The 21169-nt window shown below is 56.6% G+C and carries 19 protein-coding genes, 2 tRNA genes and 1 other RNA gene; 15 read left to right on the forward strand and 7 right to left on the reverse strand.

Annotated elements, in window-relative coordinates; all coding sequences use genetic code 11:
- Positions 1 to 12: 12 nt before the first annotated feature.
- Together CULFRC11_RS00855 and pdxR are read right to left on the reverse strand one after the other, a co-directional pair.
- Positions 13 to 699, reverse strand: coding sequence for a hypothetical protein (locus CULFRC11_RS00855; protein ID WP_023634916.1), 687 nt, complete (start codon positions 697 to 699; stop codon positions 13 to 15).
- A 203-nt stretch (positions 700 to 902) separates the two neighbouring features.
- Positions 903 to 2288 (reverse strand): MocR-like pyridoxine biosynthesis transcription factor PdxR, encoded by a 1386-nt coding sequence (pdxR, locus tag CULFRC11_RS00860; protein WP_031269861.1) that lies wholly within the window; start codon positions 2286 to 2288, stop codon positions 903 to 905.
- 89 nt (positions 2289 to 2377) lie between these two features.
- Here pdxR and pdxS point away from each other — a divergent pair, with 89 nt between their 5' ends.
- From pdxS to CULFRC11_RS00875, 4 genes are read left to right on the forward strand one after another with little or no spacing between them, the layout of a single operon-like run.
- Entirely contained in the window at positions 2378 to 3274 is an 897-nt protein-coding gene (gene pdxS / locus CULFRC11_RS00865) for a pyridoxal 5'-phosphate synthase lyase subunit PdxS (protein WP_031269863.1), read from the forward strand.
- The gene (gene pdxT, locus CULFRC11_RS00870; RefSeq protein ID WP_023634919.1) at positions 3268 to 3843 is read left to right on the forward strand and encodes a pyridoxal 5'-phosphate synthase glutaminase subunit PdxT; all 576 of its coding nucleotides are present in this window, start codon (positions 3268 to 3270) and stop codon (positions 3841 to 3843) included. Before pdxS ends, pdxT begins: the two co-directional genes overlap by 7 nt.
- 21 nt (positions 3844 to 3864) lie before the next feature.
- Positions 3865 to 4011, forward strand: a complete 147-nt coding sequence (locus tag CULFRC11_RS11350; protein WP_155245795.1) for a hypothetical protein — start codon at positions 3865 to 3867, stop codon at positions 4009 to 4011.
- Between the two features lie 44 nt (positions 4012 to 4055).
- A complete protein-coding gene (locus CULFRC11_RS00875; protein ID WP_230478237.1) occupies positions 4056 to 4817 on the forward strand; it encodes a putative endonuclease domain-containing protein in 762 nt (253 codons plus the stop codon).
- 112 nt (positions 4818 to 4929) lie between these two features.
- Here the strand turns inward: CULFRC11_RS00875 and CULFRC11_RS00880 are convergent, their stop codons facing one another.
- Positions 4930 to 5943, reverse strand: coding sequence for a prephenate dehydrogenase (locus CULFRC11_RS00880; protein ID WP_038620283.1), 1014 nt, complete (start codon positions 5941 to 5943; stop codon positions 4930 to 4932).
- A gap of 37 nt (positions 5944 to 5980) precedes the next feature.
- On the opposite strand from CULFRC11_RS00880, the gene CULFRC11_RS00885 reads away from it, so the two are divergent.
- From CULFRC11_RS00885 to CULFRC11_RS00915, 7 genes are all read left to right on the forward strand, one after another.
- Positions 5981 to 6433 (forward strand): tRNA adenosine deaminase-associated protein, encoded by a 453-nt coding sequence (locus CULFRC11_RS00885; RefSeq protein ID WP_031269868.1) that lies wholly within the window; start codon positions 5981 to 5983, stop codon positions 6431 to 6433.
- 17 nt (positions 6434 to 6450) lie between these two features.
- Complete coding sequence (locus tag CULFRC11_RS00890) at positions 6451 to 6906, forward strand: nucleoside deaminase (protein ID WP_031269869.1); 456 nt, start codon at positions 6451 to 6453, stop codon at positions 6904 to 6906.
- 28 nt (positions 6907 to 6934) lie between these two features.
- Positions 6935 to 7025: transfer RNA gene (locus CULFRC11_RS00895), tRNA-Ser, on the forward strand.
- A 294-nt stretch (positions 7026 to 7319) separates the two neighbouring features.
- Entirely contained in the window at positions 7320 to 9707 is a 2388-nt protein-coding gene (locus CULFRC11_RS00900) for an MMPL family transporter (RefSeq protein ID WP_023634924.1), read from the forward strand.
- A 48-nt stretch (positions 9708 to 9755) separates the two neighbouring features.
- Positions 9756 to 10997, forward strand: a complete 1242-nt coding sequence (gene tgt, locus CULFRC11_RS00905) for a tRNA guanosine(34) transglycosylase Tgt (protein ID WP_014525213.1) — start codon at positions 9756 to 9758, stop codon at positions 10995 to 10997.
- The gene (gene gluQRS, locus CULFRC11_RS00910) at positions 10984 to 11850 is read left to right on the forward strand and encodes a tRNA glutamyl-Q(34) synthetase GluQRS (RefSeq protein ID WP_023634925.1); all 867 of its coding nucleotides are present in this window, start codon (positions 10984 to 10986) and stop codon (positions 11848 to 11850) included. The genes tgt and gluQRS overlap by 14 nt, the downstream gene beginning before the upstream one ends.
- A gap of 233 nt (positions 11851 to 12083) precedes the next feature.
- Positions 12084 to 13472 carry a GntP family permease gene (locus CULFRC11_RS00915; RefSeq protein WP_023634926.1) on the forward strand — a complete coding sequence of 463 codons (1389 nt, stop codon included), beginning with the start codon at positions 12084 to 12086 and terminating at the stop codon, positions 13470 to 13472.
- Here the strand turns inward: CULFRC11_RS00915 and CULFRC11_RS00920 are convergent.
- The 4 genes from CULFRC11_RS00920 to CULFRC11_RS00935 form a co-directional block, all read right to left on the reverse strand.
- Positions 13456 to 13947, reverse strand: coding sequence for a gluconokinase (locus CULFRC11_RS00920; protein WP_023634927.1), 492 nt, complete (start codon positions 13945 to 13947; stop codon positions 13456 to 13458). The genes CULFRC11_RS00915 and CULFRC11_RS00920 overlap by 17 nt on opposite strands.
- Complete coding sequence (locus CULFRC11_RS00925) at positions 13944 to 14918, reverse strand: zinc-binding dehydrogenase (protein WP_031269886.1); 975 nt, start codon at positions 14916 to 14918, stop codon at positions 13944 to 13946. The genes CULFRC11_RS00920 and CULFRC11_RS00925 overlap by 4 nt, the downstream gene beginning before the upstream one ends.
- 17 nt (positions 14919 to 14935) lie before the next feature.
- A complete protein-coding gene (locus tag CULFRC11_RS00930) occupies positions 14936 to 15685 on the reverse strand; it encodes an SDR family oxidoreductase (protein ID WP_023634929.1) in 750 nt (249 codons plus the stop codon).
- Positions 15686 to 15884: 199 nt separating this feature from the next.
- A tRNA-Ser gene (locus CULFRC11_RS00935) sits at positions 15885 to 15973 on the reverse strand.
- Between the two features lie 152 nt (positions 15974 to 16125).
- On the opposite strand from CULFRC11_RS00935, the gene ffs reads away from it, so the two are divergent.
- The 4 genes from ffs to CULFRC11_RS00950 all read left to right on the forward strand — a co-directional run bounded on the left by ffs (position 16126) and on the right by CULFRC11_RS00950 (position 21165).
- Positions 16126 to 16222, forward strand: an RNA gene (ffs, locus tag CULFRC11_RS10970) — signal recognition particle sRNA small type.
- Positions 16223 to 16513: 291 nt separating this feature from the next.
- The gene (locus CULFRC11_RS00940; RefSeq protein ID WP_023634931.1) at positions 16514 to 17791 is read left to right on the forward strand and encodes an aspartate aminotransferase type Ic; all 1278 of its coding nucleotides are present in this window, start codon (positions 16514 to 16516) and stop codon (positions 17789 to 17791) included.
- Positions 17792 to 17873: 82 nt separating this feature from the next.
- On the forward strand, positions 17874 to 18443 hold the full coding sequence (locus CULFRC11_RS00945; protein WP_023634932.1) for a suppressor of fused domain protein: 570 nt from the start codon (positions 17874 to 17876) through the stop codon (positions 18441 to 18443).
- 13 nt (positions 18444 to 18456) lie between these two features.
- Positions 18457 to 21165: a DNA polymerase III subunit gamma and tau gene (locus CULFRC11_RS00950; RefSeq protein ID WP_023634933.1), complete on the forward strand. Its 2709-nt coding sequence runs from the start codon at positions 18457 to 18459 to the stop codon at positions 21163 to 21165.
- The last annotated feature ends 4 nt before the right edge of the window (positions 21166 to 21169 follow it).

Here is a 21169-nt window from a genome sequence, read left to right on the forward strand (position 1 = left end):
GGTCTGAATTATTTATATGATTTTAAAGGCTCGCAAAATTGGCGACAGCAAGTTGGTCAGACTGTCAAAGATTGCTCCGGGGAATGATCCTGAAAGCCAGGAGGGAAGGGTTCTTTCTACGCGGATTTTAGGACCATCTGTAGAGGTAAGCACGGGGTTGCCGGCACCATTGCTGAGCTGGAACCTGGTGGAGGGATCTCCGGTTGTTCGTACTCCTACGGTGTAGGAGTACTCCAGTGTGGTATCGAGTGTGATCGATTTAGGCTTTCCGTCATTTGTTCTAAAAATCACGCGATCTGCCTGGGAGGTTGCATTCCAGCCTGCTGTTGATAGTGGATGGGGACCGCTGTTGCCCTCTTTGAAAGTAATCGATTCTGTGTGGAGCCGGCCTACGGAAGGAACAAATTCCGTAAGCTCGCTGAAGTCTGTTTTCCCACCTTGTGATTCAATTTTGACTGAAATGGTGTCGCCCGGCCGTACAAATATGGAATTGCTTCCGCGGTCTGTACGGGCTGTTCCTTTGGTGCTGCTTACGGTAAAAGTCTTTGTGATTTTTGCCTGTGTGGGAAGCATGGTCGTGCTGGTAAGGGTATTGCTCTGCTGCTCAGAAGCTGCCGCGGGGTGTAGTGACGCGATTGCTAGGACAGTGGCGGCGGTCGTGGCCGCGTAAAAACGGGATGTTGTGGTACTAAAGTGCATGAAAACCTTGTCTGTATATCGTGTTTAATAAAGCTTAAATTTAACTAAATTTAAGCTTAGATTAGATATATCTAAAATAGCTTCGCTTTGCAAAACTATGCGGGCTTGCATCTCTATCGCATGGGGTGCTGCCTGGGAAACCTTCATCCAATATTCAGATGAAGGTGAAGGTCTTACGCTGGAAGATTGCTGAATCTTCTGGCCTACGCCACAACTGCAGCTAGTACATCGAGGGCTTTTATCAGGGTCTGATCGTCATGTGACCCGAAGCCAAAGACGACACCGTTGTCGCCGGGTACAGAGTTTTCATCGGTTCCTCCCCAATAGCCGGAGAGACCAACGATATGAATGTCACGGTCAGCGCAATCCGCTATAACCTCTGCCTCGGGGCGCTGACAGGAGAGGACCGCGTGGAGGCCGCCATCAATGGGGCTTAATTCTGCGGAGTTGAGGTGGCCAAGTTTTGCGGACACCATTTCGCGTCGGCGCCGGTAGATGCGTCTAAGTCGTTGGGTGCGGCGTCGTAACGCTCCTGTGGCAAGGTAGCGAGCAATCGCATCCTGGGTAATCGCGCTCACTGGCTGGCCGAGCGCGGCGCGTAAGTCGCGCAAGGTGTTCGCGATATGGGGTGGGGCGACCAGATAGCCGGTGGCCACCTGCGGGGCGATGACCGAGGAGAATGTGCCCAAAAGGACAGCGCGTTCGGGGTTGATGGCAGTGAGAGCTGGCAGAGGCATGCCGACGTATCGAAGTTCGGAATCAAAATCATCTTCGATGATAAGGGAATCCGTGTCACTGGCCCACGCGGAGAGCGCTGTGCGTCGTGCGGCAGAGAGCGAGCCGCCATGCGGGTACTGGTGGCTCGGGGTAACCAGCACCGCGTCGAGGCCATCGTGGAGGGAAGCGGGGTTGAGACCCTCGGTGTCGGTGGGAAGGTCGCTTGTGCGATGTCCCAGCGCATGAGGTATACGCCGGAGGCTGGGATATCCGGGTGATTCCACACCGATAGTCAGGCGGCGCTGGGAAGACGTGAGCAGAAGACTGAGTCCCTCGCGAGCCCCGGCCGTGACCACAATCTGCTCGGGATCTGCGATGAGGCCGCGCATATGGCGCAGGTGTTCGGCGATTTCCATGCGGAGCTGGGGTAGCCCAAGAGGATCGGATACCGCCGGCGGCGTTGAGCATGCGGCACGCCAGGCGGCGCGCCAGGAGGAATCGGCAAGCGTGGCAGTGTCGGGGATGCCGGGTTCCAGATTGAGAAGCGGAGGAGGGGAGGGGTGCCTGGGGGTGTGGCTGATTGGGGGTGGCGGGGATTGCAAGGCCGCGAGCTGAGGATTAATCGTGGTTCCTGATCCATGCGACGCAAGGAGGTATCCCTCGGCGGTGAGTTGTTCGTAGGCGGCCACGACTGTTCCCCGGGAGACCCCTAGCTGGGCGGCTAGCGTGCGTGAGCTGGGAATATGGTCGCCGGGCGCGATGATTCTTTGGGACACCAAAGAGCGGATATGCGAGGTGATTTGAACTGGGAGCGGTTGCGATGACGACGGGTCCACGGTGATAGAGAGCTGGGTGACTAGTTCGGATCGCATGTGCTTATTCTCTTTCGAAAAGTGATCTAGTGCAACACGCATTATTTGGATCTGGCAGTAGACCACTTTTGTGGGCTTGGATGGAACCCATGACTGAAACAACAACTTCTACAGCAACTACCCGCGTCAAACGCGGTCTCGCAGATATGCTCAAAGGCGGCGTCATCATGGACGTGGTCACGCCCGCGCAAGCCCGCATTGCAGAGGACGCGGGGGCGTCGGCAGTGATGGCACTCGAACGCGTTCCAGCGGATATCCGGTCGCAAGGTGGGGTTGCCCGGATGAGCGACCCCGATTTGATCGAGGGAATCGTCAACGCAGTCTCCATCCCGGTCATGGCGAAAGCCCGTATCGGACATTTTGTAGAGGCTCAGATTCTTGAGTCCCTGGGAGTTGATTTCATCGATGAATCCGAGGTCCTTAGCCCCGCCGACTACACCAACCACATAGACAAATGGAATTTCACAGTGCCGTTTGTGTGCGGCGCTACCAACCTTGGGGAGGCACTGCGCCGAGTCACCGAAGGCGCTGCGATGATTCGCTCCAAAGGCGAGGCCGGTACCGGTGATGTTTCCGAGGCCGTCAAACACCTGCGGACCATTCGCGGCGATATTAATCGTTTGCGCAGCATGGATGCCGATGAACTTTACGTGGCAGCTAAGGAGCTTCAGGCACCTTATGATCTGGTCAAGGAAGTCGCCGAAACGGGCAAGCTTCCCGTCGTCATGTTCGTGGCCGGGGGCGTGGCAACGCCTGCCGACGCCGCACTCGTCATGCAGATGGGTGCCGAAGGTGTGTTCGTGGGATCCGGAATCTTCAAATCCGGCAATCCCGCCGCGCGCGCCGCAGCCATCGTTAAAGCCACCGCGCTATACGACGACCCCGCGGCCCTCGCTGAAGTCTCGCGTGGATTGGGCGAAGCCATGGTAGGCATCAACGTAGCGGACGTTCCCGCACCTCACCGGCTTGCAGAACGCGGATGGTAATCGGAGTTCTGGCGCTTCAGGGCGGTTTTGCTGAGCACATCGAGGTTTTATCCCAACTCGGAGTAGAGACGCGTCGCGTGCGCGTGCCTCAAGACCTCGAAGGGATTGAAGGGCTAGTGATACCCGGTGGCGAGTCCTCCGTGATAGACAAACTAGCTCGCTCCTTGGGCTTGGCGGTACCGCTTGCCCACGCGATAGAGGAAGGACTGCCAGTTTTTGCTACCTGTGCGGGACTGATTTACCTAGGGCAGGTGGACAATCCTGCCCCTGGGCAGCGCAGTCTTGGATGCTTGGATGCGGTTGTGCGAAGAAATGCTTTTGGCCGGCAGACCGACTCCTTTGATACCCAAGTACGCGTATTTGATCAGATAGAAGCCGATGTGTCCTTTATCCGGGCGCCGGAGATCATCTCGTGGGGATCAGCCGTCGAGGTGACTGCACAGGTGGCAGGGCGCGTGGTGGGAGTGAAGCAGGGATTGATACATGCATATGCTTTTCACCCGGAGTCGGCAGGTGAAACTCGGTTGCATGAGGAGTGGCTGAGTGAGATAAGAAGTGGGCAGGAGTAGTTCCTGCCAGAATTGTCGTTTTTGAGAACGCTAGAGCTTGTAGTGGGAGTAAATCCACAGGAGGCGCTTTCTACCGTTCTCAAAAACGACAACCCAGGCTATGCTCATGCCTTATGGGGGTTTATCGGGGGAATGAATCTGCTCGTGTTCTTCAATACCGAGTATTAAAAAATAAGTTACATAAAATCGGAGCTGGAATTTACTGGGAGGGCGTGCCTGACCCAGCCGAGTTGCTGAGAGAACTCACGTGGCAAGGCATGATGATTACTGGCCCAACACAATTGCACGTGTATAAAGAGCAGCCTGTGACGTTTCCACTGCATGTAGCCACTACGAGAGGTGTGAAAAGTACCAGGTTTGTCCGGTTTCATCGGGTAAGAAGCACGGACAGCTATGGCTATATGGGGCTGTGTTTACACTCGGCAGTTTTCGCAGTCGCGTATATGGAAGATGAAGCAGCGATCGAATTATTGGAAGAAGCCTACAAAGGAAAAAATGGCCTTGAGAGGCTTGAAAATACTACGCGGAAGCTTCCCAATCGAACAAGAAGACTCATTGCTCAAGCGGCGGTAGGCACTGATTCTCCAGCTGAAAAGAACCTCATCTATGCGCTGCGTGGTGCAGGATTACAGTGCACCAATAATGTGCTGATCGGGGATTATCGGTGGGACATAAAAGTGGGAAATGTACTCATCGAGGTTGATGGCTATGCGCATCATGGCCTTATGGCGGAAAACCGTACGCAATTCCGAATCGATCGCTGGAAAGCCAATGACGCTGCACTAAGGGGCTTTATAGTACTTCGGTACTCGGCTCGATGCGTATTTGACCATGAGCGAATCATTGTTGAGCAGATCAAAACCGCGGTGGAGTGTGCGCCGAAAATCCTGCCGAATACCCTGCCGGAAATTAATGAAGAGCCGATGTGGCGCCGTGGTTTCTGGAAGTGGGGGTCATACTGGGATCTGGATTAAGCCGACAGAATAGCGTCTTTGTCGTTTGAGAACGCTAGAAAATGCGACCTGGTAGTTTGCACACCGGACACCCGCTAGCGTTCTCAAAAACGACATTTCCTCTTTTACTCGGCTAAAACACTTCGATTCGTGCGCCCAATCCTTCTGCCTGGATCAGCTGACTGATCCAATCGCGCGCACCTGGTTGTAGTCGGAACACGGGGCGGTGAGAAATTCTGGTCGGCCCGGCACTTTCTGGTGCGTTCGCGCCTGAGCGGGCTTCAAAGCGAATGCGTGAGCGGTAGCCTGTGTCCACGAGTTCTTCGAGGCTGGGGCGCTTTTCTGCGAGATGTGCGCGGGCATCGTTAAGCAGCACGAGGGCCTCATCGAGCGCAGTTAACAGGGCCTCCGAATTGGTTTCGCACATGGCTCTCACCAGCGAGGGGGCAGAACCTGCTACTCGTGTGGAATCGCGGAAGCTTCCCGCTGCCAGGGATAACGCGAGGGCGCCGCCGTTGTCTCCGACGATTGCGAGGGTTTCCGCAAAGACATGCGGCAGGTGCGAGATACGTGCGACCGCTGCATCGTGGCTGCTCACACGTGATGGAATAACCTCAGCTCCTACGCTGGACGCCATATTGACCACGTCGGTCCACAATTGAATCCACTCCGGGTCCGCGCCGTCACATGCATGATCAAAAGTAACAACCCACGGTGCACGGCGGAATAGCTCAGGGTAGGAGGCCTCCCAGCCGCTATTGGCGGTTCCCGCCATGGGATGCCCACCCACATATTTGTGGGCGAGCCCACGTGCGCACACCAGCTCGTAGACCTCACCCTTGACGCTCACCACGTCAGTGAACCCACAGCTAGGCGCATGCTCTTGCATGACCTCCAGAAGGGAATCAATTGCTGGCATGGGGATGGCAAGGACGATCAACGCGTTTTTGCGTTCTGCCCGCTGGAGAGTTTCTACGAGATCGGAGTGGACGTCGTAGCCCTCTTTCTCGGCGGCACGGGCGGCGGAGGGGGATCTGTTAAAACCGAAGGCTGGCAGGCCAGTGTCTTTAAGCGCGCGAAGTAAAGAGCCTCCGATGAGTCCGAGGCCTAGGATGCAGACGGGGCGAGAAACTTCATTGATGGTCACCTGACAAGTGTGGCATACCCGACTACGGTTATGCGGTATGAAGTCAGATTTCGCTGTGACGGTTGCGCGCGTAGACGCCGCCTGGCAGGTCCGCGTCTTTAAGGACGATTTTTCTTCCCTGCAGACCTCCATTAACGCTGTGCGTTCTTTACGTGCGGAGGGGGCTGCGTTTGCCATGCTCAGCGTGGATGATGATTATTTTGTGCTGGTACGTCCCACCCCTCAGGGCGTACGTTTACTGATCTCTGATGCGACTGCTGCCGTGGAGGATGATTTTGCGTCGGAGATCTTGGATGAGCTGGATGCAGATCTCCCGGATGCGGACGATGCCCCCTATGCTGAGGGTGATTTTGATATTCTTGCGGACCTTGGCGTGGGCGAACAGATTATGTCTGTGGTCACAGATGAGACAGATTGGTGGGCTTCGGAGCAGCTTCAGCGAATCGCGGAGGAGCTGGGCTGCGACGAGGAACTCGACGACGCGCTGTGAGCCTGCCCGCACACCGCATGCTTATCGACGCCCAATCCCTCATGCGTCAAGCCATCATCCAGGCGCAGGCCACGCCCCCGGGAGATATTCCTGTTGGCGCCGTGATCTTTGGCCCTGACGGTGAGGTGCTGGGGCGGGGTGTGAACCGGCGGGAAGCGGATAAGGACCCATTGGGTCATGCTGAGATCATGGCGATTCGCGAGGCGGTCGCCAATCATGGCGATGGCTGGAGACTCACTGACTGCACCCTTGCCGTCACGTTGGAGCCGTGCACTATGTGCGCGGGTGCATTGGTAGGGGCGCGCATTGGTCGAATTTTCTTTGGTGCCTATGAGCCCAAGACTGGTGCTTGTGGGTCAGCCTTTGACGTGGTCAGAGACCCTGCTGCGCTGCACGTGCCGGAGGTGCGTGGCGGAATTCTTCAGGATGAATGCGCCGCCTTGATGACCCAATTTTTTGAGGGTTTGCGTTAGAGCTAAGCGGTTGGCTACTGTAAATCGCGGTAGCGTGTCCGAGCGGCCGAAGGTGCTCGCCTCGAAAGCGAGTGTTGGGTAACCCCCAACCGCGGGTTCAAATCCCGCCGCTACCGCCAAAACCCCAGTTCATTGAACTGGGGTTTTCTTTTTGCTACTTAGCCCACAATTGTCGTTTTTGAGAACGCTAGAAAACGCGACCTGGTAGTTTGCGCACTGAACACCCGCTAGCGTTCTCAAAAACGACACATAGCGCGCCTACGGGCCCGTTGAGCCCTAGGAAAACCCGCTTCTGTGTTCGGAAAAGGCGCATGCTTATGCTCTGAGCGGCGGAAGCACCGGTACAGTTGAATGATAAAGAAGCTTTCACGGGGGTCGATTCGTGTGGGCGTGTGCTGGTTAGGAGTTCGTCGGTGGCAAAACTGCTCTATCGAATTGGCAAGTGGTCATTTCGGGCTAAGTGGTTGGTTATTTCAGTCTGGCTCGTCTTGCTTGCTGCCGTGGGTGGTTCAGCGGTGGCGTTCCAAGCGGGATTTAATGACCTGTTTACAATCAACAACACGCCAGCCAAAAAGGCGACGGAGCTTTACCTTAAGAACTTTCCCGAGTTAAAAAATCCCCTGCAGGGTACCGGCGTAAACATCGTGTTTAAGGCGCCGGAAGGTGAGCGCCTTGAGGATCCCCAGAATAAGAAAGCCATTGATGATGTGCTGGCGCACCTCAATGAGAATCTTCAGGGGATTGTGGATACGCAACGGTACGGCAACCCCGTGACTCTGAATCCTCTGCTGCAGCAGGGCGTGATCGACCAAATGGTGGCTAATGGAGTCCCTGAGGAGACTGCTCGTAAAGATGCAGAGAACTTAAGCCTGATCTCCGCGGATGGGGCAGTGGGATATACGACCTTCTCATTGGATGTTCCGCTGCCGGCAAACGTGACTAAGGAACAACGTGCTGCGATCAATGCGGCGCTTGACGTGGGGCGTTCGGAGGGACTCACGGTAGAGGCCGGTGGGGCAGGATTTGGCGACCCGATCGTTATCAGTTCCACCTCGGAAGTCGTCGGTGTGGCCGTAGCCGCCATTATTTTGATGGTCACTTTCGGGGCTCTTGTAGCTGCGGGTTTGCCGCTTCTTACCGCCATTATTGGTGTGGGTATTGGATCTTTGTCCATTACGTTGGCCACCGCGTGGGTGTCGCTTAACAATGTGACGCCGGTCTTGGCCGTGATGATTGGCCTAGCTGTGGGAATCGATTATTCCCTGTTTATTATCTTCCGTTATCGGCGTGAGCTACTGACCCGAACGCGTGAGGAAGCCGCAGGGATGGCGGTGGGAACAGCCGGATCAGCCGTGGTCTTCGCCGGCCTCACTGTGATCATTGCACTAGTGGCTTTGGCCGTGGCTAATATTCCATTTCTTGCTTATATGGGATTTGCTGCAGCGTTTACTGTGTTTATCTCTGTCCTCATTGCGCTCACCCTCGTACCAGCATTGTTAGGCGTGCTGGGTGACAAGGTGTTTAAGGGAAAAATCCGCTGGCGTAAAAAAACGCGCGTCGCCCCACAACGGACTATGGGCCGACGCTGGGTGGAGTTTGTGCACAAAGTGCCTGGCGTGGTGATCGCCGTGACCGTGATTGGTCTAGGTGCATTGACGTTGCCCGCTCTTCAGCTGCATTTGTCCTTGCCTTCGGATACCCAGTCTGAGTTTGATACCACTCAGCGTAAGCAAGCCGACATTATGGCGGAGGCATTTGGTCCGGGCATTAACTCGCCATTCCTTGTGGTAGTGGATGCGCATCAGGCAAATCCGGAGTCGGTGGCGTTGGATCCACTGATCCGGGCGCAGAATCCTACGGATGAGGAGTCTCGTCGTAAAGCAGCAGCAAACGCTAGTTACCAGTACATAGTGCAGAAGTACTCGGTCAATGCGAACGTAAAGCATGTTCAGATTGTGGGGCTATCGCAGGACGGTTTGGCCGCTCAGCTGCTTCTTACGCCTAAGACCTCGCCGGAAGATAATGCCACTAAAGAGCTCATAAACTCGCTGCTTATCCAGCAAAAGGAGGTTGAGTCGGCGACGGGTGTTGAGTCGGGTATCACGGGTCTAGTCCCTGTTCAGCAGGATGTGACCAACAGACTCTCCGGCGTGATGCCGCTGTATCTAGCCATTGTGGTGGGCTTAGCGATTGTCCTTCTAATGGTGATTTTCCGTAGTTTCTGGGTGCCTATGGTCGCGGGACTGGGATTCTTGTTGTCTGTGGGCGCGGCGTTTGGTGTCACGGTTCTGTTCTGGCAGCAAGGACTATGGGGATTTGTCTCTACGCCGGGACCGATCATCGCGTTTATGCCGATCTTCCTGATTGGCGTGTGCTTTGGTCTGGCCATGGATTATCAGGTGTTCCTTGTCTCGGCGATGCGTGAGCACTACACCCATAGCGGAGGAACAGCCAGCTCACAGAGCAGATATAACGCGGTGGAAGAGTCGATCGTGGAAGGGTTTGCCTCTAGTGCTCGGGTGGTCACGGCCGCGGCGCTCATCATGATTGCTGTTTTTGCTGCTTTTATTGGCCAACCTCTGCCGTTTATTAAAATTTTCGGGTTCGCGTTGGGCGCAGGAGTGCTTTTCGACGCCTTCCTCATCCGCATGGCCTTTGTCCCAGCGGCTATGTTCATCATGGGCCGCAGCACATGGCATATCCCTCGGTGGTTGGACAAGATACTGCCACGCCTTGACGTTGAGGGTGCAGCTTTGGAGCGGGAGCATTCCGCACGGCAGACAGCTGACAAGGGCGCATAGAAGGCGCGAGTCTCAGTTTGCGTGGTGGGTTAGCTAAACTAGCAGGCTATGGACACAACCTTTGAGCTGAAAACTGAACTGTATGATGAGCCGGGCCGGCATGGCCGCACTGGTGTTATCCATACACCGCACGGTGATATTGCTACGCCCGCGTTCATCCCAGTGGCTACAAAGGCAACGGTCAAGACACTGACGCCGCCGCAGATTCGTTCGACCGGCGCCCAGGCGATCCTGTCCAACGCGTATCACCTGTATCTGCAGCCGGGGCATGATGTGGTGGATGAGGCCGGCGGTGTCGCTGCGTTTGAAAACTGGAATGGTCCCACCTACACCGACTCGGGTGGATTCCAGGTGATGAGCTTGGGCGTGGGCTTTAAAAAGGTCTTGGCCATGGATATTAAGGGCTATGAAGAAGCCGATATCCGGGCGAAGAAGCGCGAGCGCATGGCCAAGGTGGACGAGGACGGTGTGGACTTCCGCAGCGTGCTCAACGGGTCTCGTCATCGTTTTACCCCTGAAGTTTCCATGCAGATCCAGCATGGGCTTGGGGCAGACATCATGTTTGCCTTTGACGAGCTCACAACCTTGATTGATACGCGCGACTACCAGGTAAGTTCGGTCGCTCGCACCCACCGGTGGGCGGAGCGCTGCTTGGTCGAGCATGATCGCCTGACCAACGAGCGCGTGGGCAAGCCGTTACAGTCGCTCTGGGGCGTAGTCCAGGGGGCTCAGTATGAGGATTTGCGCAGGCAGGCTATTCGCGGGTTGCTGGAATTGAGCGATAAGGCTGAGTCTGAGGGGCGTCGCGGATTTGGCGGGTTTGGCATCGGTGGTGCGCTGGAGAAGGAAAACCTAGGCACCATTGTCGGCTGGGTCTGCGACGAGATCCCTAAGGAAAAGCCTCGCCACCTCCTCGGGATCAGTGAACCGGACGATCTGTTTACGGCCATTGAGGCCGGGGCAGACACCTTCGACTGCGTGGCACCCACTCGCTTGGGGCGTCGTGGTGGCGTGTACACCCTGGATGGACGCATGAATTTGACCAACGCTAAGTTCAAGCGCGACTTCACTCCCATTGATGCAGAGTTCGGTGGTCCTACCGTGGAATACACTCGCGCATACATCAACCATCTGCTGAAGGCGAAGGAATTTCTCGCGGGAACACTGTGCACGATGCACAACGTGGCCTTTATGGTGCAGCTTGTGGATAATATTCGCGCATCCATTGATAACGGCACCTACGAGGAATACAAAGCGGAGTTCATGGGTCGCTACTATGCCCGCGGGTAGGTATGCTCCGAGCCCCAGCGGTGACCTGCACTTTGGTAACCTGCGCACCGCTGTGTTGGCGTGGCTTTTCGCGCGTTCCACGGGCAGGCGATTCCTGATTCGTGTCGAGGACGTGGACACCCAACGCTCCTCATTGGAGTCTGCTCAGCGGCAGCTTGAGGATCTTGCGGCTCTTGGCCTCGACTGGGATGAAGAACCCACCTACCAGCACGATCATTATGATCGCTACCTCGCGGCGCTGGAGCGGCTTCCTCATTATGAGTGCTATTGCTCGCGCAAGGATATTCAAGAAGCCTCCCGTGCACCGCATAGCATCCCCGGCCAGTACCCCGGCACCTGCCGAAATCTCGCGCCTGAAGCGCGGGAGCGGCGTCGGCAAGAGCTTGCGGCGCAGGGCCGTGTGCCTGCATTACGTTTGCGTGCCGACGCCACCACCTGGCGCATCCACGACTACTATGCCGGCGAGATCGTAGGGGATGTGGATGACATGATCTTGCGCCGCGGCGGCCAGCAACCGGATTGGGCTTATAACCTTGCGGTGGTCGTCGATGATGCCGCGCAGGGCGTTGATCAGGTAGTGCGTGGAAACGACCTCCTCTCTTCCGCCCCTCGTCAAGCGTATCTGGGTCATCTGCTTGGACACCCAAGCCCCGAATACATCCATGTTCCGCTTGTGCTCAATGAGGAAGGCAAGCGTCTGGCCAAGCGGGACGGGGCGGTGACATTCCGTGAGATGACCGACGTGCTGCCGCGCATCGCGGACTCCCTGGGCCTTAAGGGGCAGACTCTCACGGAGCTCTTAGGGCACTTTGATCCCAAAACATTACCCAGCGAGCCCTACATTTTTAGGTGAGCGTGAGGGAACACCCCCATTTTTGTTGCATAATCTAACCTCAAGCCTGCATTTCCATAGACAAAATGCCTCTGTGCGTGCGGTATGAGGGTCTATGTCCATGGAAATGCAGGCTTGGGAAGTTGGGGGTAGCTGAGAAACAAAAGTCTGTACTCTCGTACCCCTTTTGTTCGAAATAGCGCGGAGGGCATACATTTAGGTGGTCTTTTTACCTTCCCTCAAGGAGAAAACCAATGGAAGATTGGGTTCCTACACTGAGCGCTGGCCCCCTGCTGGGGATTGCGGCTGCCGCAATTGCGCTCATCTTGATCCTGGTCATTGTGTTTAAACTGCATGCTTTTCTCACGCTGATCGTTGTTTCTGCCCTGACTGCGCTTGCTGCTGGTATCCCGTTGGACGGAATCGTGTCCACGATGACTAAGGGGTTTGGAAGCACGCTGGCTTCCGTCGCGCTGCTTGTTGGTTTGGGTGCGATGCTTGGTCGGCTCGTTGAGACCTCGGGTGGTGCAAAGAGCCTGGCAGAGACGCTGGTTGCTCGTTTTGGTGAGCAGCGCGCCCCCTTTGCTCTGGGTGTGGCCTCGTTGGTGATGGGTTTCCCCATCTTCTTCGATGCCGGCTTGATCGTGATGCTTCCGGTCATCTTTGCAGTGGCTCGTCGCCTGAATGGCCCCGTGCTGGCTTATGGTATTCCCGCAGCCGGTGCGTTCTCGGTGATGCATATTTACCTGCCCCCGCACCCGGGTCCTATCTCCGCAGCTGAGTTCTACAGTGCGGACATCGGGCTTGTGATGCTGCTTGGTCTGCTGGTGGCTATCCCCACGTGGCTGGTTTCTGGTCTGTGGTGGGGCAAGAAAATGGGTGCTAAGTACCCGTTGCCGGTACCGGATATTCTGGCGGGCGGCCCGCAGGCTGCTGATCCTAAGAACCCGGCATCGCCTAAGTTAGTGGTGGCGTTGCTGCTCCTGCCGATGCTGCTGATTTTTGGCAACACCGGGATGAGCATGGCGGTTTCTTCAGGCTGGGTGGAGAAAACCTCGGCAGCAGTGCGTACGCTGCAGTTCTTGGGCAATACGCCGATTGCATTGCTGATTTCCACGCTGATCGCGCTGTACTTCTTGGGTATTCGTCGCGGTGAGCCGAAAGAGCAGCTTGAGAAGCTTCTCGACGGCGCCCTCGGCCCCATCTGCTCCGTCGTGTTGATTACTGGCGCAGGCGGAATGTTCGGTGGGGTGCTGCGCACCTCCGGAATCGGCAGCGCATTGGCTGATTCGATGTCTGACCTGGGGCTGCCGGTGATCGTGGGATGCTGGTTGGTCGCCGCTATTCTGCGTTTGGCGCAGGGCTCGGCAACCGTCGCGTTGACTACTGCGGCAGCCCTGATGGCTCCCGCAGTGGCAGCTGGTGGATTCAATGAGTTCCAGATTGCCCTGATGGTGTTGGCCTCGGCCGCAGGCTCAGTCTTTGCTGGTCACGTTAATGACTCAGGCTTCTGGCTAGTGGGACGCCTCATGGGTATGGACGTCTCCACGACCTTGCGAACCTGGACTATGAACCAGGCGCTAGTGGGCGCCGTTGGCTTTGCCATCGTTCTGGGATTCTACGGAGTTAGCCTCGCGTTTTAACCCATTCGCTTGCGCTATCAGCAATCTGTTCCGGGGAGTCGGTCACGTCAAAGACGCGGCCGACTTCGTCGTTTTCTAAAGGCTCAAGGGTGGCAAACTGGGAATCCAAGAGGGAAGAGGGCATGAAGTGCCCTTGTCGGTGATTCATGCGGGCAAGCAGCACCTCTCGCGAACCGTGTACATGCACAAAAACGGCAGTGGGGCAGTGCTCGCGAAGCAGATCGCGATAACTGCGCTTAAGTGCACTGCACCCGATGACTCCGCCCTCGGGCTGGTGGGCGAGCCATTCCCCGACTTGTGCTAGCCAGGGCCAGCGGTCGGCGTCGTTAAGCGGAATGCCCTGCGCCATCTTGTCGATATTTTCTTGAGGGTGGAGATCATCACCATCAAAGTAGGGGATTCCTAGTTTCTGGGCCAGTATCGTGCCCACCGTGGTTTTTCCGGAGCCGGAAACACCCATCACTATGATCCTCATGAAACCTTCACCACAACCTTTCCAGAGACCTGCGAGTCGGCGGCGACATGAAACGCCGTGACTACATCTGCGAGGGGGAACTCGTGAGTAATCACGCTGTCAAACATAGGATCCTTGAGCATTTCAACTGCCTGGTCTACCTCGTCAAGGAAACGGAAAGTGCCTCGTAGGAGCACTTCTTTAGACACCAACGGGGCCATATTTATGCCAACCGGCTGATTAGGCAGCATGCCTACCTGGACCACAACCCCTCGACGTCGTACCACTCGAAGCGCATCAGTGGTAGCTGCCGGAACGCCGGCGCATTCCAAAACTACATCAAAAGACTCATCGCTCAACGTTGTGCGCGTAGTATTCACACGTGTCAAAGACTCGTGAGCGCGCTCGAGCGGACCATCCACCACATCCGAAATTGTGACCGCCGCAGCGCCTTTGCTCACCGCCGCCAGGGCAGCTAACTGACCAATAGGTCCGGCACCGGAAACCAGAACATGCTTACCCTCCACTCCTCCTGCCACGGTGATGGCGTGGAGACCCACGCTGAGAGGCTCAGCAAGCGACGCCCGCTTCAGCGGGACGCCCTCAGGCAAACGACGAATCTGATCCTCCCGCACCAGCAATTGTTCCTGCATCGCGCCTTGGGTATGCGGCCATGTAGAGGCACTGCCCAAATACGCCCCATGAGGCCACAAATGTGGGTGATCCTCTATGCCTTCCACGCACGTGCCAAAAGTAGCAGGGTGGATAGTGACCAGAGTTCCGTCTGGCAGAGTACCCGACATTTCATGCCCCGGAACCAGCGGCTGCTTAACCTCAAAAGCGCCTACCGCACCATCCTGGTAATAATGCAGATCAGAGCCGCAAATTCCCACATAAGAGACCGTGACCAGTACCTCGCCGGGTGAGGGAGAGGGGCAGGGGAGAGTCGTGGCTTCCAACTGGTGAGCGCCGCTGATAATGGCTGCTTGCATACGTTCTTGTGTCATCACTAGACCACCGCCGTCATTCCGCCGTCGACGGCAAGATTCTGCCCAGTGACAAAGGAGGAAGCGTCACTAGCCAGGAACAACAAGGGGCCGACCAACTCTTGGGGGTTGCCCCAACGCCCTGCGGGAGTGCGCTTACAGACCCAGTCCGTGAACTCTGAATCGGCGACTAACGCCGCATTCATGTCAGTATCAAAGTACCCAGGAGAGAGCGTATTCACCTGAATATTGTGGGGAGAAAGCTCTGCGGCTAGCCCCTGAGCGAACATTGCTACGCCGCCCTTGGTGGCACAATAAGGTGCGATGGTAGCGCGTCCCAGACGGGATTGGACAGAACCAATCATGATGATTTTGCCGTGACCAGCGGACTTCATCGCTGCAGCAATTGGCTTGGTTACATGGAAAACCCCTGAAAGATTCACGCCGATGATGTCATCCCAATCAGAGTCCTCGAACTGCTCGATAGGGTTACGACGCTGAATTCCGGCATTATTCACCAAAATATCCGGGGTGCCGTACTCTTGCAGCATCTCTGAGATCGCGGCATTGGTAGCTTGAGCGTCTGTCAGAGGGCAACCGATTGCGCCATAAGCTCCCAATTCTTTCGCCACCGTGGCGGCGCGCTGCTTGTCGGAGCCATGCACAATCACATGTGCGCCCGCGCTGATGAGGCCCGCAGCGAGTGTACGGCCGAGACCGCGTGTTGAGCCTGTGACCAGCGCTAATTTTCCTGTGACATCGAATGTGGTCATTGACTGAGTATAAAACGGACTAGTCGCTTGAGGTGGTAGTGGTGTGGCTGACTATGAAAGCAGCGAGCGTTGCATGTATCACCTATAACGATGCGTTTTATGTTGAGGGTTTGTGCCTGCCTCGGATCTCGGAAATGGCCCCCCGATTTCCATGCCTATTCAAAAAGCAAAAACCCCAGTTCAATGAACTGGGGTTGCATGGCGGAGGATGTGGGATTTGAACCCACGAGGGTCGTGAAACCCGCACGCGTTCCAGGCGTGTGACATAGGCCGCTAGTCGAATCCTCCAGCGTATGCACGGTTAATCCGTGTTACTCCGGAAATGATACACAGTGCAGTGAAGAACTAACAAATCGCATGATAAAACCATATGTGTGCTTGCCAATCTTGCCGAGTAGGGGTTTCTTTGCGCGGTGGTCTACGTATGGGCTACGCTATGTGGCAGGACTTCGCATGGCGTTTATCCCGTGAACTCCCCCAGGGCAGGAATGCAGCAAGGGTCAGCGGGCTCTGGCGGGTGTGCGGAGTCCCCCTTTTTTGTATCTCCAGCCTTTGCCGCTCAAACAACATCTTTTGAGTGAAAGCGCGATGCAAAAGTGCGTGCGCTGTAGAGGTAAAGCGTGTACGTCGCATTGAACGCGCTCCAAACAAGTCTCCTGGCATATGTGGAAAGTAGGGGAGTGCGGGAGGTAAAAGTTCGCGTCACAAAAGGATGCCCAAATGCGTGGGGATGTCTATTCTTTTAAGCAGTGCGGGATAGCCAATTGGTGGTCGGTTCCTGCACTCCCAATGTTGTGCACCTAGCTCCCACCGAGGAAAGGGAAATCCATGTCTTTGCTTGATTTCGATGCCGAACGCCTTGCACAGTTCCATGAGGATATTAGCGCTAAGTACGAGGCTCTGAAGGCAGAGAATCTGAAGCTGGACCTCACTCGTGGAAAGCCTTCTTCGGAACAACTGGACTTCTCCGATGCGTTGTTGTCGCTTCCGGGCGAGAACTTCCGTGCTCAAGACGGCACTGATTGCCGTAACTATGGTGGCTCAAAGGGAATCCCAGATATCCGGGAACTCTGGGCTGAGGTTCTGGGCCTTCCTGTTGAGAATCTCATTGCAGGCGATGGGTCCAGCCTGAACATCATGTTTGATCTGATTTCTTATGCCTATGCCTTTGGCACCAATGATTCGGAGCGCCCGTGGAAGGACGAGGAGACCGTTAAGTGGTTGTGCCCTGTGCCCGGCTATGACCGTCATTTCACCATCACTGAACATTTTGGTTGTGACATGATCAGCGTGCCCATGACTGACCAAGGACCAGATCTTGATGTGGTGCGTGAGCTGGTTAAAGATCCGCAGGTTAAGGGCATGTGGACAGTACCTGTTTTTGCTAATCCCACGGGAATCACATTTAGTGAGGAGACCTGCCGTGCATTGGCGGAGCTGGAGACAGCAGCACCTGATTTCCGCATTGTCTGGGACAACGCTTATGCAGTGCACACGTTGACTGATGAATTCCCAGTAGTGCATAACGTGCTGGAGTTCGCTGAGCGTGCTGGCAACCCGAATCGCTTCTGGTTTATGAGCTCTACATCAAAGATCACTCATGCGGGTTCCGGCGTAGCTTTCTTTGCTTCTTCCAAGGAGAATCTGGACTGGTATGGCGCGCATGCGGATGTACGGGGTATCGGCCCAAACAAGATTAATCAGCTGGCCCACGCCCAATTTTTTGGAGATGCCGAGGGCGTGCGTGTCCATATGCGCAAGCATGCGGGTTCGCTTGCTCCGAAATTTACTCGAGTCCTAGAGATCCTCAATTCACGCTTGGCGGAATACCAGGTTGCCGAGTGGACTAAGCCGGTAGGTGGCTATTTTATTTCTGTCGATGTGGTTGACGGGACTGCTTCTCGGGTGGTGGACCTGGCTAAACAGGCTGGTATTGCGTTGACGGGGGCCGGGTCTTCCTTCCCGTTGCACCGCGATCCGCAGAACCGGAATATTCGTTTGGCACCGTCGCTTCCTCCAGTCGCTGAGCTAGAAGTGGCTATGGATGGCTTTGCTACCTGCGTTTTGCTTGCAGCTGTGGAGAAGGTCTTAGCAGAGCGCGCCTAGGGATGTATCCTCACATAGGGGTAGGAGAGATTCCTACCCCCGTGTTGTGGATGACAAAACCCGAGGGGATGTGGGCTAGGCAGTGATCTTGGAAGAGACGGCTGTGTGGATTGACGGGATTATCCCCGGTGAAATGACGATCCATCTGCCGGAAACCTCTTATGGTGAGGCTTTTCATATAGGAACTGTGGACCTGGGAGACCAGCAGGTATTGGCCACCACGCTCGACTTCAACGGGGTGGATACTGGTCTTACCTTGGGGGATGGCAGCGACCAGGTAGATGTGCGTAGCGAGATCTTTACTGTCGGGCAGTTCCCAACAGAGGTGGGGGTTCAGGTGTTGCGTCGATTAGCTGTCTTTTTGGATAACGTTGGCGGCTCTATTCCCGCGCAGCCGGGTCAGCTTGTGCCGGCTTTGGGGAGCATGACGGATGCCCTAGATAGGTGCACGGTTAAGCATGGTTTATTTGTGGCACCGTATGTGTGGGGAGGGCAGGTGCCGCAGTATTCGGAACCATCGCAGCTAACAGCGTTGCTGCAGCTTATTATGCTCACGCAGAATGAATTCGATTACGCTACAACCTACGGGATCCATGAGTTACAGCAAGCGCTAGGTAACGAGGGCGTGGATCTGTCGGACTGGACACGGTAGGTAGGCTAGGACAGTGGCTTTATATCGCAAGTATCGCCCCGCTTCATTTGCTGAGGTAGTGGGGCAGGAGCAGGTAACTCAACCGTTGTCTGTGGCTTTGGACAGTGGACGTATCAATCACGCCTACTTGTTCTCTGGCCCGCGCGGTTGCGGCAAGACCTCCTCGGCGCGCATCATGGCGCGTTCGTTGAATTGCGTTGAAGGTCCTACCTCAACTCCGTGCGGCAAGTGCAACTCGTGCATTTCTTTGGCGCCCAATGGCCCAGGAAACCTTGACGTCACTGAGCTTGATGCCGCGAGTAACAACAGCGTCGATGATATGAGGGAGCTACGCGACCGGGCCATGTATGCGCCGGCGGAGTCGCGGTACCGGATCTTCATCATCGACGAGGCTCATATGGTGACCACTCAGGGTGCTAACGCCCTGCTCAAAATCGTGGAGGAGCCACCGGAGCACCTGATCTTTATCTTTGCCACCACGGAGCCTGAGAAGGTTATTGGCACGATCCGTTCGCGGACGCACCATTATCCGTTCCGGCTGCTCACCCCACAGTCGATGCGGGGTCTGCTGGAAACCACGGTGGCTAGCGAAGGCGCGCTAGTCGAGGATTCTGTGTATCCCATGGTGATCCGCGCCGGTGGCGGTTCCCCTCGCGATACCCTGTCTGTCCTGGATCAGCTGCTCGCGGGAACCGGCCCACAGGGACTGAGCTATGAAACCGCGCGGTTGCTTTTGGGTGCCACCGATGATGCGCTTATCGACGCCGCCATCACGGCACTGAGCTCACAAGATAAAGCCGCACTGTTTACCACCATTGACTCTGCCGTCGAGGCGGGACTTGATCCACGACGCTTTGCCACTGACCTCCTTGACCGTCTGCGCGACCTCATGGTCCTGCAGGCCGTGCCAGATGCTTTTGAGCTAGGGCTTGTCGACGCCCCCACTGACCGCGCGGACGTAATGCGCGCCCAAGCCGCAGACTTTCATCAGGGCGAAGTCGCCCACTTGGCCGCATTGGTCAATGATGGGCTTCGCGGTTTGAAAGGGGCGACGTCTCCGCGCCTGCTCCTGGAGATTCTTTGTGCAAAAATGCTGCTGCCTAGCGCCCCAGCCAGTGCGGCTCTCACGCCCCCTCCCGGTAATGCGCAACCTGCCGGCCTTCCCGCAGGTGGGCAGTCTCCAGGGGCTTCCGCTGCTATTCCAGCTAAGTATGAGCGCAAGTCTGTCCGCATGGCTCGTGAGGCTGCCCAACGTAAAGCTGCGCAGGAAGAAGCAGCTCAGCGGGAGGTTGCTCAGCGTGAGGCCGTGCAACAAGAGAAGCCTCAGCCTAAGCCAGTAGTGCAAGCGGAGAAGCAGGCCTCGGTTCCGGAACCAGAGCCACAGAAAGAACATGTGGCGGAGAAGCCTGAGACACCTAGCGCGGAAAAAGCTACGCCAGCGCCTGAGCCACAGACACCTACGATAGCGCCCTCGGATGACGTGGAAACGGCTGCGGAGGGGGCGTCGATAAGCAATGACGATGCCTTTGTCGCGGACGTGCGCGCGCGATGGTCAACGTTGCGGAAGATGGTGCACAAGAAGAGCGCTGTCGCAGGTATCTTGCTCGCTGAATCGTGCGTTCTGGGAATGCGCGAGGGAACGCTGGTGCTGGGGCATAACACCGGGCCGCTCGCGCAGGGGCTGAATCTTGCTAAAAATAATGACGTTATCGTGGAGGTTATTCGCGCTGAACTAGGGCGGGACGTCACTGTCGAGTGCATTGTGGGAACGGATCCTGCCGCGGCGGGTTTTAGCGAGCCTCAAACAGAGAAGGCTTGGGCCCCGGAGCCAGCTGCGTCTGAGCCAGAGGCTCCCGCACCTGTTGCTCCCGCGCCCGCTGTCACGGAAAGCAGTGCTGCTGAGCAAGAGAAACGTCCAGACGTGGCGCAGCCAGATCCTCAGCCACCTGTTGCTGAGCAACCCTCTGCGCCGGCTGAGCTTGCTCCTACTGCTTCTACGTGGGGAGAACCCGCGCCGATTGGTGGAGATACCCGGCGCGCACCACGAACAGAACCCCCGACGCAGGTGGCTCAAACCACGGGGTGGGGAGAACCCGCGCCACTCGGCGGCCAGCCTGACGTGGTGAATGATTCACCGGCTAAGTCGGAGCAATCGGAACAACCGCCGCAGGGTGCATCGCAGCAGCCTGTACGCAAGGTTGAGCAGCGAGACGCTGTTCCCGCTGCGCCTAAGCCCGTGCCTGCAACACCGCCAATCCAAACACCGCCGGCCCAGGCGCCGTCAGCTCAGAAACCGCCGGCCCAGAAACCAAAGTCGCGGTGGCAAGAGGCCGTGGCGCGTAGTGCTCAAGCCGCAGAAGAGCGGGCAACGCGCCCAGAATTTTCCGATGGTGTGCCACTGCCACCAGAACCGGATGATTTTGGCGCCCCCGACTCGGGCGACTGGACCCCGCCGGAGGAGCCTTATGGATATGCCGCCGACGAAGGTTTTCCAGAGCCCGCAGGGGGAGCACCTCAGCCCTCGCAGGAGGGATCAAAGTATCAACGGCACCGTTCCTCGGAACCAACACCTGCGGTAGAAACGTCTAATGTTCCAGATCATGACGAGGAAGAGGAGATGGTGCGCGAGGCCGCGAGTGGCTCGGTAACCCGTGATCACCGCGATGCTTTAACCGTTGCGATGGATCTACTCGCAGAGCAGTTGGGCGCGCGCCAGCTTTAGGCTT

This window comes from Corynebacterium ulcerans (assembly GCF_000767685.1).
GTDB lineage: Bacteria > Actinomycetota > Actinomycetes > Mycobacteriales > Mycobacteriaceae > Corynebacterium > Corynebacterium ulcerans.